Here is a 21,229-nt window from a genome sequence, read left to right as displayed (position 1 = left end):
CACTGGCGAATTTATCTCGGCGTCGAGCTAAATCGCGTTGGAAACCGCCCAGAAAACCACAAAGCGCACGTCACGAGCGCGCGCGGCACCAGCGGATTGGATAACCGTGGATCTATACGAGTATCAGGCCAGAGACCTGTTTGAGCAGTACGGGGTCCCGGTCCTTCCGGGCATCGTCGCGGACACCCCCGAGGAGGTGCGCGCAGCGGCCGAGAAGCTCGGCGGCGTGGTCGTCGTCAAGGCGCAGGTCAAGGTCGGTGGTCGTGGCAAGGCCGGCGGCGTCAAGGTCGCCAAGAACCCTGACGAGGCGGAAGAGGCGGCTCGCGCCATCCTGGGTCTCGACATCAAGGGCCACATCGTCCGTCGCGTGATGGTCGCCGGCGGCGCCCGTATCGCGAAGGAGTTCTACTTCTCGGTGCTGCTGGACCGGGCCAACCGCTCCTATCTGTCGCTCACGAGCGTCGAGGGCGGAATGGAGATCGAGCAGCTCGCGGTCGAGAAGCCCGAGGCGCTCGCCCGTATCGAGGTCGACCCGATCACCGGTGTCGACACCGCGAAGGCCACGGAGATCGCGAAGGCCGCCGGATTCCCCGACGAGCTCGTCGAAAAGGTCGCCGACGTCTTCGTCAAGCTCTACGACGTGTACAAGGGCGAGGACGCGACGCTCGTCGAGGTCAACCCGCTCGTGCTCACCGAGGAGGGCGACATCATCGCCCTCGACGGCAAGGTCACGCTCGACGAGAACGCCGGCTTCCGTCACCCGAACCACGAGGCGCTCGAGGACGCGGCAGCCGCCGACCCGCTCGAGGCCAAGGCGAAGGCGAGCGACCTCAACTACGTGAAGCTCGACGGCGAGGTCGGCATCATCGGCAACGGCGCGGGGCTGGTCATGAGCACCCTCGACGTGGTCGCGTACGCCGGCGAGAAGCACAAGGGCGTCAAGCCCGCCAACTTCCTCGACATCGGCGGCGGAGCGTCGGCAGCCGTCATGGCGGCCGGGCTCGACGTCATCCTCAACGACCCGCAGGTCAAGAGCGTGTTCGTCAACGTCTTCGGCGGGATCACCGCCTGCGACGCCGTCGCGAACGGCATCGTCAAGGCGCTGGAGATCCTCGGCGACGAGGCGAACAAGCCGCTCGTGGTGCGTCTCGACGGCAACAACGTCGACGAGGGTCGCCGCATCCTCACCGAGGCAGCTCACCCGCTGGTGACGCTGGCTCTCACCATGGACGAAGGCGCCGACAAGGCCGCCGAACTGGCTGCGAAGTAAGGGCGCGAGAAGAACAATGTCTATCTTCCTCAATAAGGATTCCAAGGTCATCGTGCAGGGCATCACCGGCGGTGAGGGCACCAAGCACACCGCCCTCATGCTGAAGGCCGGCACCCAGGTCGTCGGCGGCGTGAACGCGCGCAAGGCCGGCACGACCGTCACCCACGGCGACGTCGAGCTGCCCGTGTTCGGCACGGTCGCCGAGGCCATCGAGAAGACCGGCGCAGACGTGTCGATCGCGTTCGTCCCCCCGGCGTTCACGAAGGATGCGGTGATCGAGGCGATCGACGCCGAGATCCCGCTTCTCGTGATCATCACCGAGGGCGTGCCCGTGCAGGACTCGGCCGAGTTCTGGGCGTACGCGCAGGAGAAGGGCAACAAGACCCGCATCATCGGTCCGAACTGCCCCGGCATCATCACCCCGGGTGAGTCGCTCGTCGGTATCACCCCGGCGAACATCACGGGCAAGGGCCCGATCGGTCTCGTCTCGAAGTCGGGGACGCTGACCTACCAGATGATGTTCGAGCTGCGCGACCTGGGCTTCTCGACCGCCATCGGCATCGGCGGCGACCCGATCATCGGCACGACGCACATCGACGCGCTCGCCGCGTTCGAGGCCGACCCGGAGACCAAGGCGATCGTGATGATCGGCGAGATCGGCGGCGACGCGGAAGAGCGGGCAGCCGACTTCATCAAGGCCAACGTGACCAAGCCGGTCGTCGGCTACGTCGCCGGCTTCACCGCGCCGGAGGGCAAGACGATGGGCCACGCCGGCGCGATCGTCTCGGGCTCGGCCGGTACCGCACAGGCGAAGAAGGAGGCCCTCGAGGCCGCCGGTGTCAAGGTCGGCAAGACGCCGAGCGAGACGGCTTCCCTCCTGCGCGAGGTGTACGCCGCGCTCTGATCGCGTCCTCCACAGTCACGGGCCCCGCGGATTCATCCACGGGGCCCGTACTCGTTTCCCTGCCGGACAGCGCCTCAGCGCTACAGTGAGCACAACGAGGGAACGGGGTCGATCATGGCACGGGTGACGAGTTCGGAACTGCTCGCGAAGATCGAGCGGCTCGAAGGCGAGAACGCAGCACTGCGCGAGCGGCTCGATAACGCGCAAACTATGCCGATCCCGCCGCTGGAAGGCGATGGCGTCTCCGGCGGGGGAGACGTCGTGGCCACCCGCCGCAAACGCGGCTGGGGCTGGACGCTGCTGGCCACCGTGCTCATCCTCATCGGCGCCATTCTCGCCCCGGTCGCCGTCGCGGCGTCCTGGGCCAAGGTGCAGCTCACCGACACCGACAGCTTCGTCGCCGCCTACGCCCCGCTCGCCGATGATCCCGGTGTCCAGGCCTACGTGACCGACCAGGCGGTCCAGGTCATCCAGCAGAACGTCGACATCCCGGCCCTCACCTCGCAGGTGATCGACGGCATCACCTCGCTCGGCACCGGTCCGGTCGCGACGAAGGCACTCGAGGCGCTGAAGGGACCGGCCGCGCAGGGCATCGTCACGCTGGTGAAGTCGACGGTCGGCAACTTCGTGGCCTCGGATGCGTTCGCGGAAGTGTGGCAGCAGGCTCTGAGAGCGAGCCACGCGCAGTTCGTCGCCACGATGCAGGGCGACCCCAAGGCGGCGATCGCGGTCGGCTCCGACGGCTCCGTCGGCGTTCAGCTCGGGCCGATCATCGACCGCGTGAAACAACTGCTCGTGCAGCAGGGGATGACGTTCGCGTCGCAGATACCGAGCGTCGATCGCACCATCACCGTCGCGCAGAACTCCTCGCTGCCGACGATCCAGCTCTTCTACGGGCTCGCCGTCGGCGCGGGTGCCTGGCTGCCGTGGGTGGCGCTCCTGTTCCTCGCGGCGGGCGTGCTCGTCGCCCGGCGGCGGGCGCTCGCACTGGTCTGGTCGGCGGTCGCGCTGGCGCTCGGGATGGTCGTCATCGTCGCGGGCATCGCCATCGGGCGCCTCGTCTTCATCGCCTCGGTGTCCCCATCGCTCCTCCCGTCGGACGTCGCGAGAACCGTGTTCTCGACGGTCACCACCGCGATGGTCGATACCGGCGTCGCCGTGCTCGTGCTGGCGATCGTGGTGGCGCTGGTGGCCTGGTACTCCGGCCCGTTCGCTGTGCCACGGCGCCTCAGGGGCTTCTTCGGCGCCGGCACGACATGGGTGCGCGAGGCGGCCGAGCGGCACGGCATCTCGACAGGGCGCACGGGCGAGTGGCTCTATGCGCAGCGGGTGCTGCTGCGGGCGGCGATCGCGGTCATCGCGGCGGCGGTCGTGCTCTTCGTCCGACCGCTGACGCCGGGCCTCATCATCTGGACCCTGGTGATCGCGGCGATCGTCATCGTGATCCTCGAACTCGTCCAGCGTCCCGTGATCACGGTGCCGGAGACGGCGGACGACGAGACGCCGATCGTCACCGTACCCTGAGCGCGCGAAGTGTCGAGGCCCCGGCCTGAGCGGGGCCAGGTAGGCTCCGTTCGGTCATGAATCGAACAACCGTCGCCCTGCTCGCCGCGCTGGAGGCGGTCATCGTCGTCGCGATCGGGCTCGGCATCAGTCTGGTGCCGCTCACCATCCTCTGGGCGGCGCAGTACCATCTCGCGGCCGACTGGTTCGTCTTCTGGCGGGCGTCGGCCGACATCTGGCTCGTCGGGCACGGGGTCGACCTCACCGTCGCGTTGAACGCGCAGCTCGGCACGGCCCTCGGACTTCCCGGCGCCGTCGCGCCCTTCACCATCACGATCGCGGCTCTCGGTTTCGCGGCGCTCACGACCGGACTCGGCGTGCGCACCGGCCTCCGCGCCTCCGAGACGCCGTACCGCGTGACCGGTGCGGTCAGCGCCGTCGTCACCGTCGGGCTGCTGGCCGCCGTCGTCACCTTCACGGCGCGCAGTGCTCCGGTCATGCCGTCCGCCTGGCAGGGCATCCTGCTGCCACCCCTCGTCTACGCCATCGGGATCGGACTCGGCCTGGTGTTCGCCCATCTGCGGCGGGAGCCGGCCGTGGGCGCCGCGGCCGGGCCGGCCGGCGCAGCAGGCGCACCCGGCGCCGGCATCCGGGACACGGGCGCCACCGCGGACGCGACGGACGCACCACGTCGACCCGTACCCGGCGGATTGATCCGAGGGTGGCTCGATGCGATCCCGCTCGTCGTCAGGGACATCGCGGCCGGCGCCCTGCGCGCAGGAACGGCGGCGGCAGCGATTGTCATCGCCGGGGCCGGCATCATCCTCGCCATCCTGGTCGTGCTGAACTTCGGCGCCGTCATCGGCCTCTACGAGCAGCTGCAGGCGGGCGGGCTCGGCGGTGCCGCGCTCACGATCGGCCAGCTGTCGGTGCTGCCGAATCTCGTGATCTGGCTGGCCTCGTGGATGATCGGACCCGGCTTCGCGATCGGCACCGGGTCATCCGTGAGCCCGATCGGCACCGAGCTGGGCCCGATCCCCGGCCTGCCGCTGTTCGGCGTCATCCCGCCCGGCGGCTTCTCGTTCGGCCTGATCGGCGTGCTGGTGCCCATCATCGCCGGCTTCCTCGCCGCCGGACTGCTGCGCTGGCGGATCGAGTCCGCCAACGCGCATCGCGGCACCGCCACCCTCTTCCTCACCGCGCTCGCCATCGGTATCGTTGCGGGCATCGAGCTCGGGCTGCTCGCGTGGTGGTCGTCCGGGTCGATCGGACCGGGCCGGCTCCATGACGTCGGGCCGAATCCCTGGCTCGTCGGGTCGATCGCGGCCGGTGAAGTGGCCGTCGCCGCGGTCATCGGTCTACTGGCAGGAGGGCGGGCGCGACGGTGAATGCGTGGCGGTCGCAGTTCCGTCTGCCGAGGGTGCGTTTCCATGCCCGGTCGCTGGAGGCGACGCCGCGGGTCGACAGCCCGTCCGAGGAGCTCCAGGAGTTCCTGGTGAAGCTGGGCAGTGCGCTGCTCTCCGTGGGAACCGCCGCCACCGACATCCAGCGCACGCTCACCTGGGTGGCGATCGCGCTCGGTTCGCCGAAGACCGCCCTCATCGTCTTCCCCACGCTGATCTTCGTCGGGATGCCGGACGAGAAGGAGACGCGGTTCGAGGTCGCCGAGCCGACAGGTGGCGAGGTGCGCTTCGACCGGGCGTCGCACATCTACGCCGTCGTCGACCAGGCGACGGCCGGCACGATCACCGCCGCGCAGGGCATCGAGGCCATCGATGCGATCATCGCCGCCAAGCCGCGATTCGGCACCACGCTGCGGGTGCTCGGACACGGCCTCGCCGCCGCCGGCGTCGGACTGGTGCTGCTCGGTGCCGATCCGCTCAGCATGGCCTACGCCTTCGTGCTCGGTGTGCTGGTCGGGATCGCGAAGCTGGTCGTGCGGCCCGGCACCTACGCCGCCATCCTGCTGCCGGTGCTGACCGCGTTCGTGCTCGCGCTGCTCGTGTTCTCGGCAGCAGGGGCCCACCTCATCCAGGAGCCCCTGCAGGTGCTGGTGCCGCCGCTGGTCACGCTGCTGCCCGGTGCGGTGCTGACCACGGGCATCCAGGAGCTCGCGGCCGGTGACATGGTCGCGGGCTCGAGCCGCCTGGTCTCGGGGATCGCGCAGCTGCTCTTCCTCGCCTTCGGGATCATCGCCGCCCTCACCATCACGGGTGTCCCCGCGTCTGTCGCGCTCTTCGCGAGCCAGCCTGCGCTCGGCGCCGTGCAGCCCTGGCTCGGCGTGCTGCTCTTCTCCCTCGGGGTCTTCCTGTACTACTGCGGACCGCGCCGCTCCCTGTACTTCCTGACGCTCGTGCTGCTGGTCGCCTACGGCGGCCAGGTGCTGGGCTCCTTCCTGGCCGGCAACGTGTTCAGCGGCTTCTTCGGCGCCTCGGCGCTCACCGTCGTCGCCTACCTCGTGCAGTCCATCCCCGGTGCCCCGCCGGCCGTCGTCTGCTTCCTGCCTGCCTTCTGGCTGCTGGTCCCCGGCGCGACCGGCCTGATCGGACTCACCCAGAGTGCGGCGGGGACGAACCTGGATGCGGCCAGTCTGACCGCCCTGATCGGGTCCCTGGTCGCCATCGCGCTCGGCGTGCTCACGGGCACGGCGCTCTTCCGGCAGATCTTCCGGATCGCCCCCGCCCGGTGGGGTCTCCGGCTGGTCTGACCCGCCTGAGGCGCCCGGTAGGCTGGGGGCGTGCTCTCGATTGTCGTGCTGATCTCCGGCGGCGGGTCGAACCTGCGTGCCCTCCTCGAGGCCTCCGAGGACGCCGAGTTCCCCGCCCGCGTCGTCGCCGTCGGAGCCGACCGCGACGCCGACGGCCTGGCGCACGCCGAGGAGTTCGGCATTCCGTCGTTCACCGTGCCGTTCTCGTCGTTCGACGACCGCGAGGAGTGGGGGGACACCCTGCTCGAGCAGATCCAGCAGTGGCAGCCCGACCTCGTCATCCTGTCGGGGTTCATGCGCCTGGTGCCGCCGCGCGTGGTGGAGGCGTTCTCGCCGTTCCTCATCAACACGCATCCTGCCTACCTGCCCGAGTTCCCCGGCGCCCACGGCGTGCGGGATGCTCTGGCCGCGGGTGTCACGCAGACCGGCGCCAGCCTCATCGTGGTCGACAACGGCGTGGATGCCGGCCCGATCATCAGCCAGCAGCGCGTCCCCGTGTACGCGGGCGACACCGAGGCCGCCCTGCACGAGCGCATCAAACCCGTGGAGCGACGGCTGCTCATCGACGCCGTGCTCGACATCGCCAACGGACACATCGACCTCAAGGAGCTCGCACGAGTATGAGTGGACCCAGCCACGACTCCCGCCTCTACCGCGAACGCGACATCGTTCCCATCCGCCGTGCACTGATCTCGGTCAGCGACAAGTCCGGACTACTCGACCTGGCGAAGGCGCTCGCCGGAGCCGGTGTGGAGATCGTGTCGACCGGCAGCACCGCCTCGACCATCCGCGACGCCGGGTACGCCGTGACCGACGTCGCCAGCGTCACCGGCTTCCCGGAATCCCTCGACGGCCGAGTGAAGACCCTGCACCCCGCCATCCACTCGGGGCTGCTCGCCGATCTGCGGCTCGAGTCGCACGAGACGCAGTTGAAGGACCTCGAGATCAAGCCGTTCGAGCTGGTCGTCGTGAACCTCTACCCCTTCGTCGAGACGGTCGCCTCGGGCGCCGTCGGCAACGATGTCGTCGAGCAGATCGACATCGGAGGCCCGGCGATGGTCAGAGCGTCGGCCAAGAACCACGCGAACGTGGCGATCGTCGTGTCGCCGTCGCACTACCCGTCGATCCTCGAGGCGCTCGCCGCGGGAGGCACCACCTTCGAGCAGCGCCGCGCGCTCGCCGCCGAGGCCTTCGCACACACGGCCGCCTACGACGGCGCCGTCGCGGCCTGGTTCGCGGGCGACGCCCCGTCGACCGCCGACTTCCCCGAGCGTTTCGCCGTTCAGGCCGAGCTGAAGCAGAACCTGCGTTACGGCGAGAACTCCCACCAGGCCGCCGCCCTCTACGTCGACCCGGCCGGCCGCGGCATCGCGCAGGCCACGCAGCTCGGCGGCAAGGAGATGTCGTACAACAACTTCGTCGACGCGGATGCCGCGCTGCGCAGCGCGTACGACTTCAGCGAGCCCGCGGTCGCCATCATCAAGCACGCCAACCCGTGCGGCATCGCGGTGGCAGACGATATCGCCGTGGCCCATCGCAAGGCGCACGAGTGCGACCCCGTCTCGGCCTACGGCGGCGTCATCGCGGCGAACCGCACCGTCACGCTCGCGATGGCGGAGACCGTGAAGGGCATCTTCACCGAGGTCCTGATCGCGCCGGCGTACGAGCCAGAGGCGCTTGCCCTGCTGCAGACCAAGAAGAACCTGCGCATCCTGCAGCTGCCGGAGGGGTATGCGCGGGCGCGCACCGAGTTCCGCCAGCTCTCCGGCGGCGTTCTCGTGCAGGACTCCGACCGGTTCGACGAGTTCAGCTCGGCGGGCTGGACGCTCGTCTCCGGCGACGAGGCCGACGCCGCGACGCACGCCGACCTCGAGTTCGCCTGGAAGGCCTGCCGCGCGGTCAAGTCGAACGCCATCCTGCTGGCCCACGACGGGGCATCCGTCGGCGTCGGAATGGGCCAGGTCAACCGCGTCGACTCGTGCAACCTCGCCGTCGCGCGCGCGGGCGACCGCGCCGCCGGATCCGTCGCCGCCTCGGACGCGTTCTTCCCCTTCGCCGACGGCCCCGAGATCCTGATCGCCGCCGGAGTGCGTGCCATCGTGCAGCCGGGCGGGTCCATCCGCGACGACGAGGTCATCGCCGCGGCGCAGGCCGCCGGCGTGACGATGTACTTCACGGGGGAGCGGCACTTCTTCCACTGAGCCGCGCGCTGGGAGCCACGTGCTCGGAGCCACGCGCTCGGAGCAACACGCTCGATCAGCGCCGCGAGTCGGTCTCGACCGGAGGCCGGCCGCCTGTTCTCACGCGGCCGGCTTCTCTTTCAGGCCGGTCTTCGCGAGGATCGCTTCGCGCAGCATCGGGGCGAGCGTGCGTGTGTAGCTCGACGTGAGGTGGTCGCGGTCGCGGTACACGATCACGTTTCCGATCACGGTGGGGCAGACACCCCCGGAGCAGAAGTACTCGGAGAGGTCGATGACCGTGCTGCCGGGTACCTCGGCGCTTGCGGCGCGCTGGCCGTCCACGAACCCGAAAGCCTCTTTCTGACCACGCACGCACGCCGTCGCCGCGTCACTCGGATGCGCATCGATGCAATCGAGGAAATCAGGCCGGGGCCGTGGGTTGTCCTCTATCGCGACCACCCGGGTACCGCGGGAGACCGCGGGCTTCCAGGCCTCTGCGAAGCCGTGGGCTTCCGTCTCCTCGAGCGTCTCCCCGGCCGCCGCCTGGTAGGCCAGGGTCGCGGAGAAGCTGGTGATGATCAGGTCGTACGGTGCGCCCGTGAGGATCCGCTCATTGAGTTTTGAGCGCCACGAATCGCAGTTGGCGTTCCAGGCGTCGGGCGCGTTCAGGGGGATCGTCGTCCACGCGCAACTGGACTTGCCGATGAAGTCCACCCGCCAGCGGTACTTCTTCGCCATCTGCTCGAGCGCGGCCTGGTACTGGTTGCTGTGCGAGTCGCCGATCAGAGCGACCCGCAGTGCCGGCGAGTTGGCAGGACCCTGAGAGCACACGCGCAACGTATCGTCCCCGTCGCGGCTCCAGCAGTCCGGCGTGATCACGGCATCCTGCGGTGCTTGAGCGGTACCCGGGATGAGTTTCGTGGCCGGGAGGCCGGTGGTGCATCCCGGGCGAGCGAGCGATCCCGCGCCGAGACATCCGTCACCGTGCGCCAGAGCCGCTGCGGCAGCGTGCTTGTCTGAGTCGAGGCCCTGCTTCACGTCGAGCGAGGCGCCGGTCACGGCGACCAGCACGATGGCCATCGCTCCCGCCGTCATGAGAAGGGTCGCCCGGGGGTGGCGCGACGTGAGTATCGGCGCGTTGCGGGTGGGGTCTTCGACGTAGCGCTTGGTGAGAACCGCCAGCACGATGGCGACGACACCCACGAGCACGTGGCCGACGGCGCCGACGGTGCCCAGCATCGCTATCGCGAAGATCGCGAGCGGCCAGTGCCACAGATACAGGCTGTATGAGATGTCGCCGATGTATTGGACCGGCCTCCAGCTCATGAGCAGGCGCGGCGACCAGACCGGCGCCGGGTTGCCGGCAGCGATGACCGCGACGGTTCCGAGAACAGGGAGCAACGCGGTGTAGCTGGGGAAGGGAACGGCACCGGTGTAGAAGAGGAAGGTGACGGCGATGGCGGCCAACCCCACCCAGGACAGGATCGCCCTCGCGCGCGGAAAGCGTGTGGTCCGCGCGACGAGGAGGCCCAGGATGCCCCCGGCGGCGAACTCCCACGCCCGCGTCGTCGTGGCGAAGTAGGCGGGACCGGGGTCGGACGTCGTCAGAGCGATGCTCGTGATCAGCGAGCCCACGAACACGATGCAGAGCATCCAGGTCAGGACTGCACGGCGCCGGGCTGGGATCAGCTTGGAGGAGATCCACCAGCCGGCGACGAGCAGGAGCGGCCACACGAGATAGAACTGCTCTTCCACCGAGAGCGACCAGTAGTGCTGAACCGGGCTGGCGATGGCAGTGCTCTGCGCGAGGTAGTCGACCGAGTTGGCGGCGAGCACCCAGTTCTCGACGTAGACCGCGGACGCGCCGATCTCCTGAAGCACTTGGAGCCAGTTGCGCTCGGGGAGCAGGAGGAAGGTCAGGATGCCTGTGACGACGAGCACCAGGAGGGCCGCAGGCAGCAGGCGCCGGGCGCGTCGGGCGTAGAACGCGCCGAATCGGATGCGCCCGGTGGCGTCGAGTTCGCGGAGCAGATGCGCGGTGATGAGAAATCCAGAGATGACGAAGAAGACGTCGACGCCCGCATACCCGCCGCGCAGGACACCCGGAAACAGGTGATAGATGACCACCCCGCCGACGGCAAGGGTGCGCAATGCCTGGATTTCGGGAAAGCTCTGCTTCGCGCGCGGAGTCGACGTCGCGGCGACTCCGGTGGGAGCCGGGGCCGTCACGAGATCGCTGCGCGCAGTTCGCGCTCGGCGTCGGCGTCCAGCTCGAAGACGGTGTCCGCACCGTCCGCATCGGGCTCCGGAAGTCGGATGATCACATCTCCGAAGCGCACGAATTGACGATCGATGTCGTCGCCTGAGGCGATCACGATGTTCCGGATGCCCGGCTGGATGTCCGGCTCGCCGTCGAAGGCGAAGTGCACCACGACGTCGTCGAGCACGCGGGAGCGGCGATACCGCGTCGACGCCGTGTCCACGATGACGTGCGCGTCGCTCGCCTGCACGGCTGCGACGACGGCATCCACCACGAGGCCGCGGACGGGCGTGCGTCCGTCTTTGAGGGACAGGTAGGGACGACGGACCGCCACGCGGAGCCGCTGCGCCCGGTCACCGGTGAGTCGGATCGTCGTGGGCTCCGTGCCGTGCGTGAGACCGATCTCGCCCGGTTTCCTGCCGCGGGGCGCGAAGGAGACGGTGGCCAGACCGAGCTCGTCGTACCGCCAGGTGTCCGACGGGGGCATTGATCCGGCCCAGCGCTGCCAGTAGCGCGCGCGGTTCGGGACCGTGCGGGCGCCACGGCCCTCGCTGACGCTCTCGTAGTGGACGACCCGGGAGTCGGTGACAACGCGGAACGTGCCGTCCAGCTCCTCGCGCAGGCGGAGGCAGAGATCGACGTCCTCCATGCCGTTCGCGAAGAGCTCGTCGAAGCCCTGCACCTGGGCGAAGTCGCGTGCCCGCAGAGCGAGGCAGGCGGCCGTGACGGCGGAGAAGCCGTCGAGGGTCCCGGGGTCGAGTGCGAGTGCGTCCTCGATCGGGTGATCGGTCAGGAAGTGCCTGGGTAGAACGGTCGGGCCGTCGAACACCGTTCCGGCGGTCTGGATGGTGCCGTGGGCGTAGATCAGGAGCGACTGGGTACCGACTGTCGCCGGGTCCTCCAACGGCGCGACGAGCGCGTCCAACCAGCCGTCCGTGACCTCGGTGTCGTTGTTGAGCAGGACGATGCGCGATCCACGCGAGTGGACGAACGCCAGGTTGCAGCCGCCGGCGAAGTTCAGGTTGATGGGGGAGACGATGATCGTGACGCGCGGGTCGTCGTCGTAGAGCGCGCGGAGGATCCGGCGCACCTGCGGCTTCGATCCGTTGTCGACGAGCACCAGCTCGAACTCGACATCGGTCTGCGCTGCGAGCACAGCGTCGATCGCGACGATGGTGCGGCGCCAGTCGTTGTAGGTGAGCATCAGGATCGACACCACGTCGTCGGAGCGCTGCGCACTGGCGGCGAGCTGCTCGTTCCAGTGGATCCCGGTGACCGCGGAGCTGGGCTGCCGCGACAGCTCGGACGCCTCGAAGCGTCCGACACGGTCGTACAGCTTGCGCGGATCGGTGAAGGCGGAGCCGTCGACGGGCGGGGCCAGGAGGACGTCCGGGGCGACGGTGGTGGAGGGGACGAGCTCGGTGGACGACTCGTGCATCGGCTTCGTCCACACGCGCCCGAGATCCGTGCCGCCGTGGCCGGCGACGTAACGCACGACGATCGGAGCGGGTTTTCCGGAGATCGCTCCCGCCCATTCCGGTTCGAACAGCGCCGAGGGGGCGAGGCCGGCGGCCACGCCCGTCGAGAGGAAGTGACGGGCCGCGTCGAGATCGGTCGCGAACCGCTTGCCGGCCTGGATGCCGTAGAAGACCTTGTCGACCAGCCCGCGCCGTACCAGCGCGACGGCCACAGCCTGGTCCTTCGCCACGGTGCGGATGCCACGCTTCTGCTTGGCTGCACCGGCGCCGACCGCGCGGGTCACGTCGATGGGACCCCGGCTCGCGGACGGAGCGCGCTTCGTCTCGGACGGCCGTGCCGACACCACGGAGTCGACACCGCGTCTGGCACGCTTCGCCAGGTTCCGCGCGCGGCGCGCTGGACCGACGACCCGAGCGCCGAGGCGGTACTCCGCGGTCTGGGTCCGGTTGTCGATGCTGCGCCGCACCCAGTCGAGGGCGCGACCAGCCTCGCCCATGGTCGCGGCGACGAGCCGCGGGGTCGGTGCCGCACCGCGTCTCGTCGCGCCCAGTTCCTGCAGGCGGGCAACCAGGGCGTCCAGGGTGCGATCGCCGCTGGTGAACGCGACCGCACGCTCTCGTGCGTTGGCGCCGTGCCGGGCGATCAGGTCGCGATCGTGTGCGTACGCCGCGAGAGCGACGGCCATGTCGTCGGCGTTGCCGGGGGTGACCAGGTAGCCGGAGCGACCGGAATCGATCAGCTCGACCGTGCCTCCCGAGCGCGCGCCGACCACCGGCTTGCCGAGCAGCATGTACTCGAGGGTGACACGTCCGAAGGCCTCCATGACCGAGGGGGTGACACCGATGTGGGCTCGTTGGATGATCTCCTGCACGCCGTCGGTCGGGGGGAGGATCGTCACCCGGTCGCCGACGCCCAGGCGGTCGGCGAGAGCGCGCAGCTCGTCGCGATATCCGGCGGGGGAGTCGGCGCCGACCAGGGTGAGCTCGGCGTCGACGCCGCCCTGCGCGAGACGGGCGACCGCGGCGACGGCGGTCGCCTGGCCCTTGGAGACGGAGAGCGTGCCGACGCAGACGATCGAGAGGGTCGGTGCGTGAGGATCCGGCTGCTCGTCGGCGGCGGCCTCGTCGGGGAGTGCCACGGGCGGGTAGGAGATCGCGGCGCCGGTTCCGGGGGCGAACGACTCGATGTGGTCGCGGACCGCTTCGGAGTTGGCGACCACCAGATCGGAGAGGGACGCGATGTCGCGCCACGTCGATTCGACCCCGAATTCGAATTGCAGGCCGTGATCGAGGTCGCCGAACTCGCGCACGAGCCAGGCGTGGGGGAGTCCTGCCATGGATGCGGCGACGGCGGCCCAGGGGTTGACGATCGAGTTCGTCACGACGAGGTCGGTCTTCTCGCGCTGGATCAGTTCGACGAGGCGCTCGACGGCGCGCGCGTTCTGCCGCTGGTACCGCAGGATCCGCTCTCCGTCGTCGGGGACCTTGCGCAGCACCCAGGGGAAGGACGGGATGCCTTTGACGGCGAAACCGCGCGCGGTCAGCGCCGGCGCGAGGAGCCCGTCGGTCGCGGGGACGACGAAAGTGAACTCGACCGAGGGGTCGAGTTCACGCCAGCGGGAGGCGATCGCAATGACCGATTTTTCAGCGCCGCCGAGTGTTTCGTAAGCGGGGCTATGACAGAGGACGAGAACACGCACGGAACGACATTAGCCGGACTTTGCCGTTCAGGTAGGCTGAGGGGTCGTTCGGCGCCGACACGGTGCCTCGAACAGGTCGTGTCGGCCAGGAGGATCAGTCTGTGAGTTCAACCCCCGGTGTCACCGTCGTCGTACCGATCTACGGCGATCTCGAATCACTGCTCGAGTGCGTTCGATCGCTGAAGTCCACCGTCGACTTCTCGCGCCACCACGTGCTGCTCGTCAACGACGTCGGTCCCGATGCCGACGTCATCGAGGAGGCGATGCTCCGCGAGATCGAGGGGCTCGACGGCTTCGAGTACCACCGCAATCCGCACAACCTCGGTTTCGTCGGCACGTGCAATCGCGCGGCACTGGAGCTCGATCAGAGCGACAGGGACATCCTCCTTCTCAACAGCGACACGGTGGCGACCGACGGCTTCGTCGACGCCATGGAGGCCGTGCTCTACGCCGATGAACGTCACGGCGTCGTCACGGCGCGCAGCAACAGCGCGACGATCGCGAGCATCCCCTACCGCCTCGCCGATCCGGCGTCGGCGCGCACCTTCGAACGCACGCAGGCCGTCTACGACACCATCACGCCCTTCCTGCCCGCCTCGACGGTCGTCCCCGTCGCCATGGGCTTCTGCTTTCTCACGCGACGCGAGCTGATCCGCAAGTACGGACTGTTCGCGCAGGAGTTCGCTCCGGGATACGGCGAAGAGAACGACTACTGCCTGCGCATCAACAAGGCGGGCTACCTGTCGGTGATGGCGAACACCGCGCTCGTCTTCCACGAGGGCTCCAAGAGCTTCGTCAGCGTCGGGCGCAACGAGATCCGCGACGCGCACGAGAAGCTGCTCGACAGCAAGTACCCGTACTACCGCCGCGCGGTTCGCTACTACAACTACTTCGGAGTGCGAGCGGCGGAGTGGTTCGCCGACGTCATCGTGCCGCGCGACGGCCGGCCGAAGGCCGAGATCGAATTGCGTGGGCTCAGCGATGCCCTGCCGCAGGCCGGTCAGCGGTTCGAGGCGCTCGCGCGTATCCGCACGCAGCTGCTCGAGCCGCTCCTGGAGCGCTTCGACGTGCAGATCGTCGCCGATCCGGATGACGCGGTCGCGCTCGGAGTCGACCCGTCGCGCGCCAGGATCGTGAACGCCACCCCCGACCCCGTGGAGATCTTCGACGTGGGCGTCGTGATCGCCGACGGCGTGCACGGGCAGCGACTGGTGGAGGCGAACCGGCGGCACCTTCGTACCGTCGGCGTCTCGGTCCTCGATCCGGCTCCGATCGCCTGGAGCCGCGAGGTCGGCGCCGGCGAGAGCCGGGTCGCTGCCGACGAGCTCCACGCGTTCGCCGACTGGTGGATCGAGCTCGGAGGGGGCCGCCGCGATCTGTCCCGCGAGCGTCCGTCGCTCAGCGGAGCGGCGCCGGAGCTCCTCCCCGGTCCGGTGCCCGACGGCGGTGCCGTCGTCGACGAGATCGAGTCGGTCGTGCGAGCCGGGGCACCCGACCTCGCGGCGTTCCTCGAGCGTCTGGAGCGCCGCTGGGCGCATTTCACCGCCGTCGAGCTGTACCTCGACCGGCAGCGCCGAACGGCCTCTCAGTAGGATCGTGACCATGCCAACCACGATCGGCATCCTCGGAGCAGGGGGCCAGGCGAGCGAGCTCGCCGCCTACATCGGTGCCGAGTCGGTGTCGTTCTACGCGGTCGACGCACAGCATCTCTCCGCGGCGGGCGGCACGATCGATGTCACCGCCCCCAGCGACGAGCAGAGGGGCTGCGAGGTGATCGCCGCCGTCGGTGCCCCCGCCGTGCGCCGGGAGCTCGTCTCACGGTGGCCGGGCGATCGCTTCGGCACCTACGTCTCTCCGGCCGCCTACGTCGGCCCGACGGTCGGCATCGGCGACGGTTCGATCGTGTCTCCCGGAGCCGTGCTCACGGCATCCGTGCTGGTCGGGGACCACGTGATCGTCAACGTCGGCGCCAGCATCTCCCACGACGTCATCGTCGGCGACTTCGCGACCATCGGGCCCGGCGCGCGCATCGGCGGGCACTGCCGCCTCGGAGCCGGGGTGGTCATCGGTATCGGCGCCGTCGTCAAGAACGACGTGGCGATCGCCGACGGAGTCATCGTCGGAGCGGGAGCGGTCGTCGTGGCGGACGTCGAGGAGCCGAACGCTGTCGTGATCGGAAATCCCGCCCGAACGCTGCGCATCGCCGAAGGGTGGGCCCGTGAGCTCTAGCCATCCGCTCATCCGTCCGGAGTTCCCGCCGACCGAGCACGTCGCGGCCGACTACGCCGCCATCACGGCCAGTGGCCGGTTCAGCAATTTCGGCCCCTTCGAGCAGCGGTTCCGTGCGGGCATCGGGCGCAGGCTCGGCGTCGATGGCGTTGCGACGTACTCGAGCGCGACCACGGGGCTGATCGCGGCCATCGGCACGCTGATGGGGCGCGGCGACGGCAACCGGCGTGTCATCCTGCCTTCGTTCACCTTCGCCGCCGCGGTTCAGGCGATCGAACTCCTGGACTTCGTGCCGGTGTTCGTCGACATCGAGCCGGGTTCGCTCGGCGTCGATCCCGAACGCGCGCGCGAAGCGATCGCCGACGGCCCCGTCGCCGGCCTCCTGTTCGCGAATCCGTTCGGCATCGGTTCACCGTTGGTGTCCGAGTGGGAACGGCTGGCGTCGGAGGCGGCGCTCCCGCTCGTGATCGACTCGGCCGCCGGCTTCGGGTCGGAGTACCCGGACGGCACCCCGATCGGCGGACGCGGAGACGCCGAGGTCTTCTCGTTCCACGCCACGAAGCCGCTCGCCGTCGGTGAGGGCGGAGCGGTGACCAGCCGCGACGCCGACATCGGAGAGCGGTTGCGATCGGCGAGCAACTTCGGTTTCGACGGGGGGCGCGAGTCGGTGCGGATGGGCTTCAACGGCAAGCTCTCGGAGTTCGCCGCGGCACTGGGTGTCCGCCAGCTCGAACGAATCGATCGCATCGTCGAGGCTCGGCGTGAGGTGCTCGGCTGGTACCGGGCGCGGCTCGGTGCGCACAGCCTCCCCTCCAACGTCGAGCGTTCCAGCCTCGCGTTCCTGCCGGTCGTGCTCGCTGCGGGCGCCCCTCGCGACGAACTGGTCGGGGCGCTCGCCGGTGTCGGGGTCGAGGCCCGCACCTACTACGCGCCGTCGCTGCATCGGCACCCTCGATTCGCCGACGTGCCCCGTGGGCCGCTCGAGGTCACCGAGGACGTCGAGCAGCGCATCCTGTCACTGCCCGTGCACTCCGGGATCGACGAGGGCACCGTCGAGGAGATCGCCAGGGTGCTGGGCGGCGCGACCGGTATTGTCGATCCGTGGTGAATGAATCGAACTCCGCCGGCTCCGACGGGCGCCGGACCCGTCTCCGCGACCAGGTCGCGCAGATCATCGACGAGCAGCGCGAGCTGCGAGCCCAGATCCAGGCGCTGACCGACCTGGTCCAGTCGACGGTCGTGGGGGAGCTGCGCGTCGTCGATCGGCATCTCGACGAGGGCGTGCGTGACCTCGCGGCGCGCTCGGCGACGTTCGAGACGGCGACCGGGGAAGCACTGACCGCGCTGTCGTCGACGACCGCGGCGCTGGACGAGGCCGCGGCGAGGGCGACGCTGCTCGCGAAGTCGGCGAGGGACGCGACGCCGGCCGCCGCCGAACGGCTGGCCGCCGCCCGCGCGGAATCCGGCTACGACAAGCCGTGGACGACCAAGGACCCGTTGGTCAGCGTGCGCATCGCGACCTACCAGCGGACGCACGAGCTCATGACGATCTCGCTCCCGTCGGTGCTCGCGCAGACGCACGGCAACCTCGAGATCGTGATCGTGAACGACGGGCCGAATCCCGAGACGGCCGAGGCGATCCGCGAGCTCGGCGACCCGCGTGTGACCTACGTCGAGTTCCCGCACCGCTCGATCTATCCGGAGCGGCGCGCTCACCGGTGGTTCGTCGCCGGCTCGCCGGGGATGAACGAGGGCATCCGGAGGTCGACGGGGCTGTGGGTCGCGCCATTGGACGAAGACGACGTCTTCGAGCCCGACCACATCGAACGTCTGCTCGCCGTCGCGAAGGATTCGCGCGCAGAGGTCGCCTATGGCGCTCTGACACAGCGGAATCTCGTCGACGGGTCCGAGGCCCACATCTTCAGTTACCCGCCGGAGCGCGGCGGCTTCAGCTTCCAGGGCGCCCTCGTGCACCGGAGCCTGCGGTTCTTCGAGTACGACCAGGAGAGCTGGCTGGTCGATGAGCCGGGCGACTGGAACCTCGCGCGCCGGATGCTCGCGGCCGGAGTGCGGTTCGCCGGTGTCGACGAGGTCGTCGGCGTGCTCAACTGGACGCCGTACACGCACAAGTCGACCGACGAGGCGGACGCCGGCTAGCCCGTGCGGCCCAGGATCCGCCGCACCACGGCCTTCGACCACCCGACCGGTCGCGGTGCGATGCGCTCGGCGCGGCGCAGAGCGCGACGCATCAGAGGCTCGCGCGGGCTCCCGGCGTCGGCGAGGTAGTCCGGGCGGCTCGTCTCGAGCGCCCAGCGACGGCGGAGCGCCTCGAGGTCGACATCGCACCGGCTGAGCAGGACGACCGCGGCCTCGTCGGGCGCCTCGTCGAAACGCGCCGTGAGGTGCTCGACAACCGTGGTCCCGACGGCGGCCCAGCGCAGGCACGTTCGATTGAGCAGGGCCCTGCGACGGGCATCCGGTTCGGTGCCGGGGAGGAGAGCCAGGTCCCAGACCCCGGAGACGTGATCGTCCCGGCGCCAGGCGAGGGACGGATGCGCACGCGCCAGCCCGCGGAGCATGGCGGCCGGGGCGACCGCTGTCACGCGCACCGGGCCCGACCAGAGCCCCGCAGCGCGAAGCAGTGTGGTCTCGTCGGCGGTGGCGTGCCCATGACCGTCGCCCACGACGGGGATGAGCACCCGGGCCACCTCGTCGCCGGGAACGAGGGCGTCGGCGAAGACGTCGACGGGGTCGCGATCGATGTAGATGTAGCGCTGCACCGCCTCGGTGTACTCGGGATAGCGCGACACGATGATCTTCTCGTGCGCCGACCGCAGTGCTTCGCGGCGTGCGCCCTGGAAACTGCGCCCGCCCAGGTGATAGACGACGGCGCCGTGCGCGATCATCGACCGGTACCCGTGGCGTCCGATGCGCAGGCAGAAGTCGTTCTCCTCGCCGTAGCCCGGTGCGAAGGTCTCGTCGAAGAGACCGAAACGGCGGATCAGCTCCCGCTTGATGAGGATGCAGAACCCCATGGCGACCGGCGAATACGTGTGCGAGGGCAGGAGCGGGGCGAGCGCGGCGTGCACGGCGGCCGTCCGTTCCATCGGCCGCCCGACGGAGGGATCGCGCAAGGCGAACGGAAGGCTGGCCACCGTCGCGTTGTTGCTGCGCGGGCACACGGCGCCGTTCTCGTCGGACGCGTGGAGCACCGTCGAGAGCACCTCGACGAAGCCCGGCGTGGTCAGCGTGTCGCTGTTGAGGAGCAGGATGTCGTTGTCGGTGTCGTCCAGTTCGAGGACGGCGCGGTTGCAGTTGCCGACGAACCCGAGATTGGACGGGTTGCGTTCGTAGCGGAAGGCCGGTTGACCGTCGATCTGCCGGCGGAGTGCCGTCTCGATCGCGTCGGCCTCCGGACCGCTGTCGTTGACGAGGAGCACCCGGTGGACCGACTGATCGACGTTCGCTATCAGCGACGACACGCACGTGGTCAACGACTCGAGGTCGCCGTACACCGGCACGACGATGGTGACCGGGTGCGTCACCGCGATCGCCTCCGTCGCAGGGCGGAGACCGGCCGCGCGATGACCGCCCTGAGGCGTCCGGGGAGCCGCGTGCGGATGAAGGCGAGCGTGATGCGCCGTCCCCTCCCGGCCGAGGCGAAGTAGGTCGGCGGCAGCGAGAACCAGTAGCGGGCGACGTTGGGAAGGCGCGCGGGCTCCGCCGCCGCCGTCTCGACGAGCCGGGCGATGGCGGCCTGATTGCTGTACTCGTGCGAGACGAGCTCGACGGCCCGGGCCCGGCCCGCCTCTCCGTGCGCGACGATCAGCTCGCGGTCCCTGGCGTACAGCTCCAGCCGGTCGGCGAGCTCGGCCGTGTCGTCCGGCTCGAAGAGGTAACCGGTCACTCCGGGCTCGACGAGCTCGGCGCTTCCGCCTCCGCGCGAGGCGATCGCAGGCTTGCCGGTCGCCATGTATTCGAGCGTCGTGCGACCGAATGCTTCGATGCCGGACGGCGTCACGCAGACGTCGGCCGCTGCGATGAACGGGAACGGCTCCGCCTGCTCGCCGGCGATGACAACACGGTCGGCCACCCCGAGGCGAGCCGCGCGATCGAGCAGCTGAACGTCGTAGTCGGGCCGCTCCTGGCCGCCGACGAGGCACACGCTGGCCCGGACACCCCTGGCGGCCAGAGCCCCGATGGCGTCGATGACCCTCCACTGGCCCTTCGAGTCCGCGAGACGGCCCACGACCGTGATGGCGAGCCCCGGATCGGCGCCGAACGGGGCGACGGCCGGCGCCGCTGCGGCCCGTCGGGTGACCTCGTCGACGTCGACCCGCGGGTAGACCACATCGATCGCCCACTCGTCGATGTACTGGCCGACATGCGCCCGCAGAGCGAGGGAGTTGGTGAAGACGGCCTGGGAGAGCATCCCGATGTCTTCGAACGTCTCCCGGCGACCGTTCTGGAAGGTGAGTCCGTGGTCGAGGTCTCCGTACTCGCGGATGAACCAGGCGTGCGGGATCCCGAGCGTCGCGGCTGCGAAGGCGCCCCACGGGGCGACCAGCGTGTTGGTGACGACGAGATCGGGTCGGCGGTTCTCCATCATCTCGATGATCTCGAGGGTCGAGCGGTAGTCGTCGTTCGCGAAGTAGGTGATCTCGCTGACGGGCGGGTTCGGAGCGGGGATCGTCCAGCCGCGGTAGAGGAACGACCGGTACTTCCAGCCGCGCTCCTCGATGGCGGCGACGAATTTGCCGTGCGGCGCCTTGGTGATGAAGACTGCTTCGAAGTCGGGGTCGGTCGCGTACCAGTCTTCGACCAGTGCGATCATCGACCGCTCGGCGCCACCCAGATTGACGGGCGCAGTGGAATGATTCACGAAGTAGACGAGCACAGTCTTCGATCCTACGGTCCCCGTCGCGGCGTTGAAGGCGAACTCACGGCTGGCGTCTCCTAGAATTGGCAGGTTGTCCACGGCCGATCATTGGGCCGACC

General features: G+C 69.5%; 15 protein-coding genes. 11 read left to right on the top strand and 4 right to left on the bottom strand.

The features are described 5' to 3' along the window. The first annotated feature begins 106 nt into the window (after positions 1–106). The 7 genes from sucC to purH all read left to right on the top strand — a co-directional run bounded on the left by sucC (position 107) and on the right by purH (position 8,585). Positions 107–1,270, top strand: coding sequence for an ADP-forming succinate--CoA ligase subunit beta (gene sucC, locus AC1DB1_RS16830; RefSeq protein ID WP_271175656.1), 1,164 nt, complete (start codon positions 107–109; stop codon positions 1,268–1,270). Between the two features lie 16 nt (positions 1,271–1,286). Next, positions 1,287–2,174, top strand: coding sequence for a succinate--CoA ligase subunit alpha (gene sucD / locus AC1DB1_RS16825; RefSeq protein ID WP_477201639.1), 888 nt, complete (start codon positions 1,287–1,289; stop codon positions 2,172–2,174). 114 nt (positions 2,175–2,288) lie between these two features. Then, complete coding sequence (locus AC1DB1_RS16820) at positions 2,289–3,698, top strand: hypothetical protein (RefSeq protein ID WP_271175654.1); 1,410 nt, start codon at positions 2,289–2,291, stop codon at positions 3,696–3,698. A gap of 56 nt (positions 3,699–3,754) precedes the next feature. Next, the gene (locus tag AC1DB1_RS16815) at positions 3,755–5,065 is read left to right on the top strand and encodes a cell division protein PerM (protein ID WP_477201638.1); all 1,311 of its coding nucleotides are present in this window, start codon (positions 3,755–3,757) and stop codon (positions 5,063–5,065) included. A 32-nt stretch (positions 5,066–5,097) separates the two neighbouring features. Continuing rightward, positions 5,098–6,384 carry a threonine/serine exporter family protein gene (locus AC1DB1_RS16810; protein ID WP_477201637.1) on the top strand — a complete coding sequence of 429 codons (1,287 nt, stop codon included), beginning with the start codon at positions 5,098–5,100 and terminating at the stop codon, positions 6,382–6,384. A 30-nt stretch (positions 6,385–6,414) separates the two neighbouring features. Further along, positions 6,415–7,008, top strand: a complete 594-nt coding sequence (purN, locus tag AC1DB1_RS16805) for a phosphoribosylglycinamide formyltransferase (RefSeq protein WP_477201636.1) — start codon at positions 6,415–6,417, stop codon at positions 7,006–7,008. Continuing rightward, positions 7,005–8,585 (top strand): bifunctional phosphoribosylaminoimidazolecarboxamide formyltransferase/IMP cyclohydrolase, encoded by a 1,581-nt coding sequence (purH, locus tag AC1DB1_RS16800; protein WP_477201635.1) that lies wholly within the window; start codon positions 7,005–7,007, stop codon positions 8,583–8,585. Before purN ends, purH begins: the two co-directional genes overlap by 4 nt. 99 nt (positions 8,586–8,684) lie before the next feature. On the opposite strand, the gene AC1DB1_RS16795 is transcribed toward purH, so the two are convergent. Both AC1DB1_RS16795 and AC1DB1_RS16790 read right to left on the bottom strand, forming a co-directional pair. After that, positions 8,685–10,793 (bottom strand): acyltransferase family protein, encoded by a 2,109-nt coding sequence (locus AC1DB1_RS16795; RefSeq protein WP_477201634.1) that lies wholly within the window; start codon positions 10,791–10,793, stop codon positions 8,685–8,687. Further along, positions 10,790–14,002, bottom strand: a complete 3,213-nt coding sequence (locus tag AC1DB1_RS16790; RefSeq protein ID WP_477201633.1) for a glycosyltransferase — start codon at positions 14,000–14,002, stop codon at positions 10,790–10,792. Before AC1DB1_RS16790 ends, AC1DB1_RS16795 begins: the two co-directional genes overlap by 4 nt. 101 nt (positions 14,003–14,103) lie before the next feature. Between AC1DB1_RS16790 and AC1DB1_RS16785 the strand changes: the two genes are divergently transcribed. The 4 genes from AC1DB1_RS16785 to AC1DB1_RS16770 are packed head-to-tail and all read left to right on the top strand — an operon-like array spanning position 14,104 to position 18,388. Beyond that, on the top strand, positions 14,104–15,594 hold the full coding sequence (locus AC1DB1_RS16785; protein ID WP_477201632.1) for a glycosyltransferase family 2 protein: 1,491 nt from the start codon (positions 14,104–14,106) through the stop codon (positions 15,592–15,594). A 10-nt stretch (positions 15,595–15,604) separates the two neighbouring features. After that, positions 15,605–16,231: an LbetaH domain-containing protein gene (locus AC1DB1_RS16780; RefSeq protein WP_477201631.1), complete on the top strand. Its 627-nt coding sequence runs from the start codon at positions 15,605–15,607 to the stop codon at positions 16,229–16,231. Beyond that, on the top strand, positions 16,221–17,339 hold the full coding sequence (locus AC1DB1_RS16775) for a DegT/DnrJ/EryC1/StrS family aminotransferase (protein ID WP_477201630.1): 1,119 nt from the start codon (positions 16,221–16,223) through the stop codon (positions 17,337–17,339). The genes AC1DB1_RS16780 and AC1DB1_RS16775 overlap by 11 nt, the downstream gene beginning before the upstream one ends. Then, positions 17,333–18,388, top strand: coding sequence for a glycosyltransferase family 2 protein (locus tag AC1DB1_RS16770; RefSeq protein WP_477201629.1), 1,056 nt, complete (start codon positions 17,333–17,335; stop codon positions 18,386–18,388). The genes AC1DB1_RS16775 and AC1DB1_RS16770 overlap by 7 nt, the downstream gene beginning before the upstream one ends. Here the strand turns inward: AC1DB1_RS16770 and AC1DB1_RS16765 are convergent. Both AC1DB1_RS16765 and AC1DB1_RS16760 read right to left on the bottom strand, forming a co-directional pair. Then, positions 18,385–19,776, bottom strand: a complete 1,392-nt coding sequence (locus AC1DB1_RS16765) for a glycosyltransferase family 2 protein (protein WP_477201628.1) — start codon at positions 19,774–19,776, stop codon at positions 18,385–18,387. The two genes, AC1DB1_RS16770 and AC1DB1_RS16765, sit on opposite strands and share 4 nt — an antisense overlap. After that, complete coding sequence (locus AC1DB1_RS16760) at positions 19,773–21,209, bottom strand: glycosyltransferase family 4 protein (protein ID WP_477201627.1); 1,437 nt, start codon at positions 21,207–21,209, stop codon at positions 19,773–19,775. Before AC1DB1_RS16760 ends, AC1DB1_RS16765 begins: the two co-directional genes overlap by 4 nt. Positions 21,210–21,229: the final 20 nt, after the last annotated feature.

The sequence above is a fragment of the Leifsonia sp. 10N434 genome (assembly GCF_056394405.1).
Note: the sequence above shows the minus strand (reverse complement) of the source record. Positions and strands in the feature narration are given on the sequence as shown.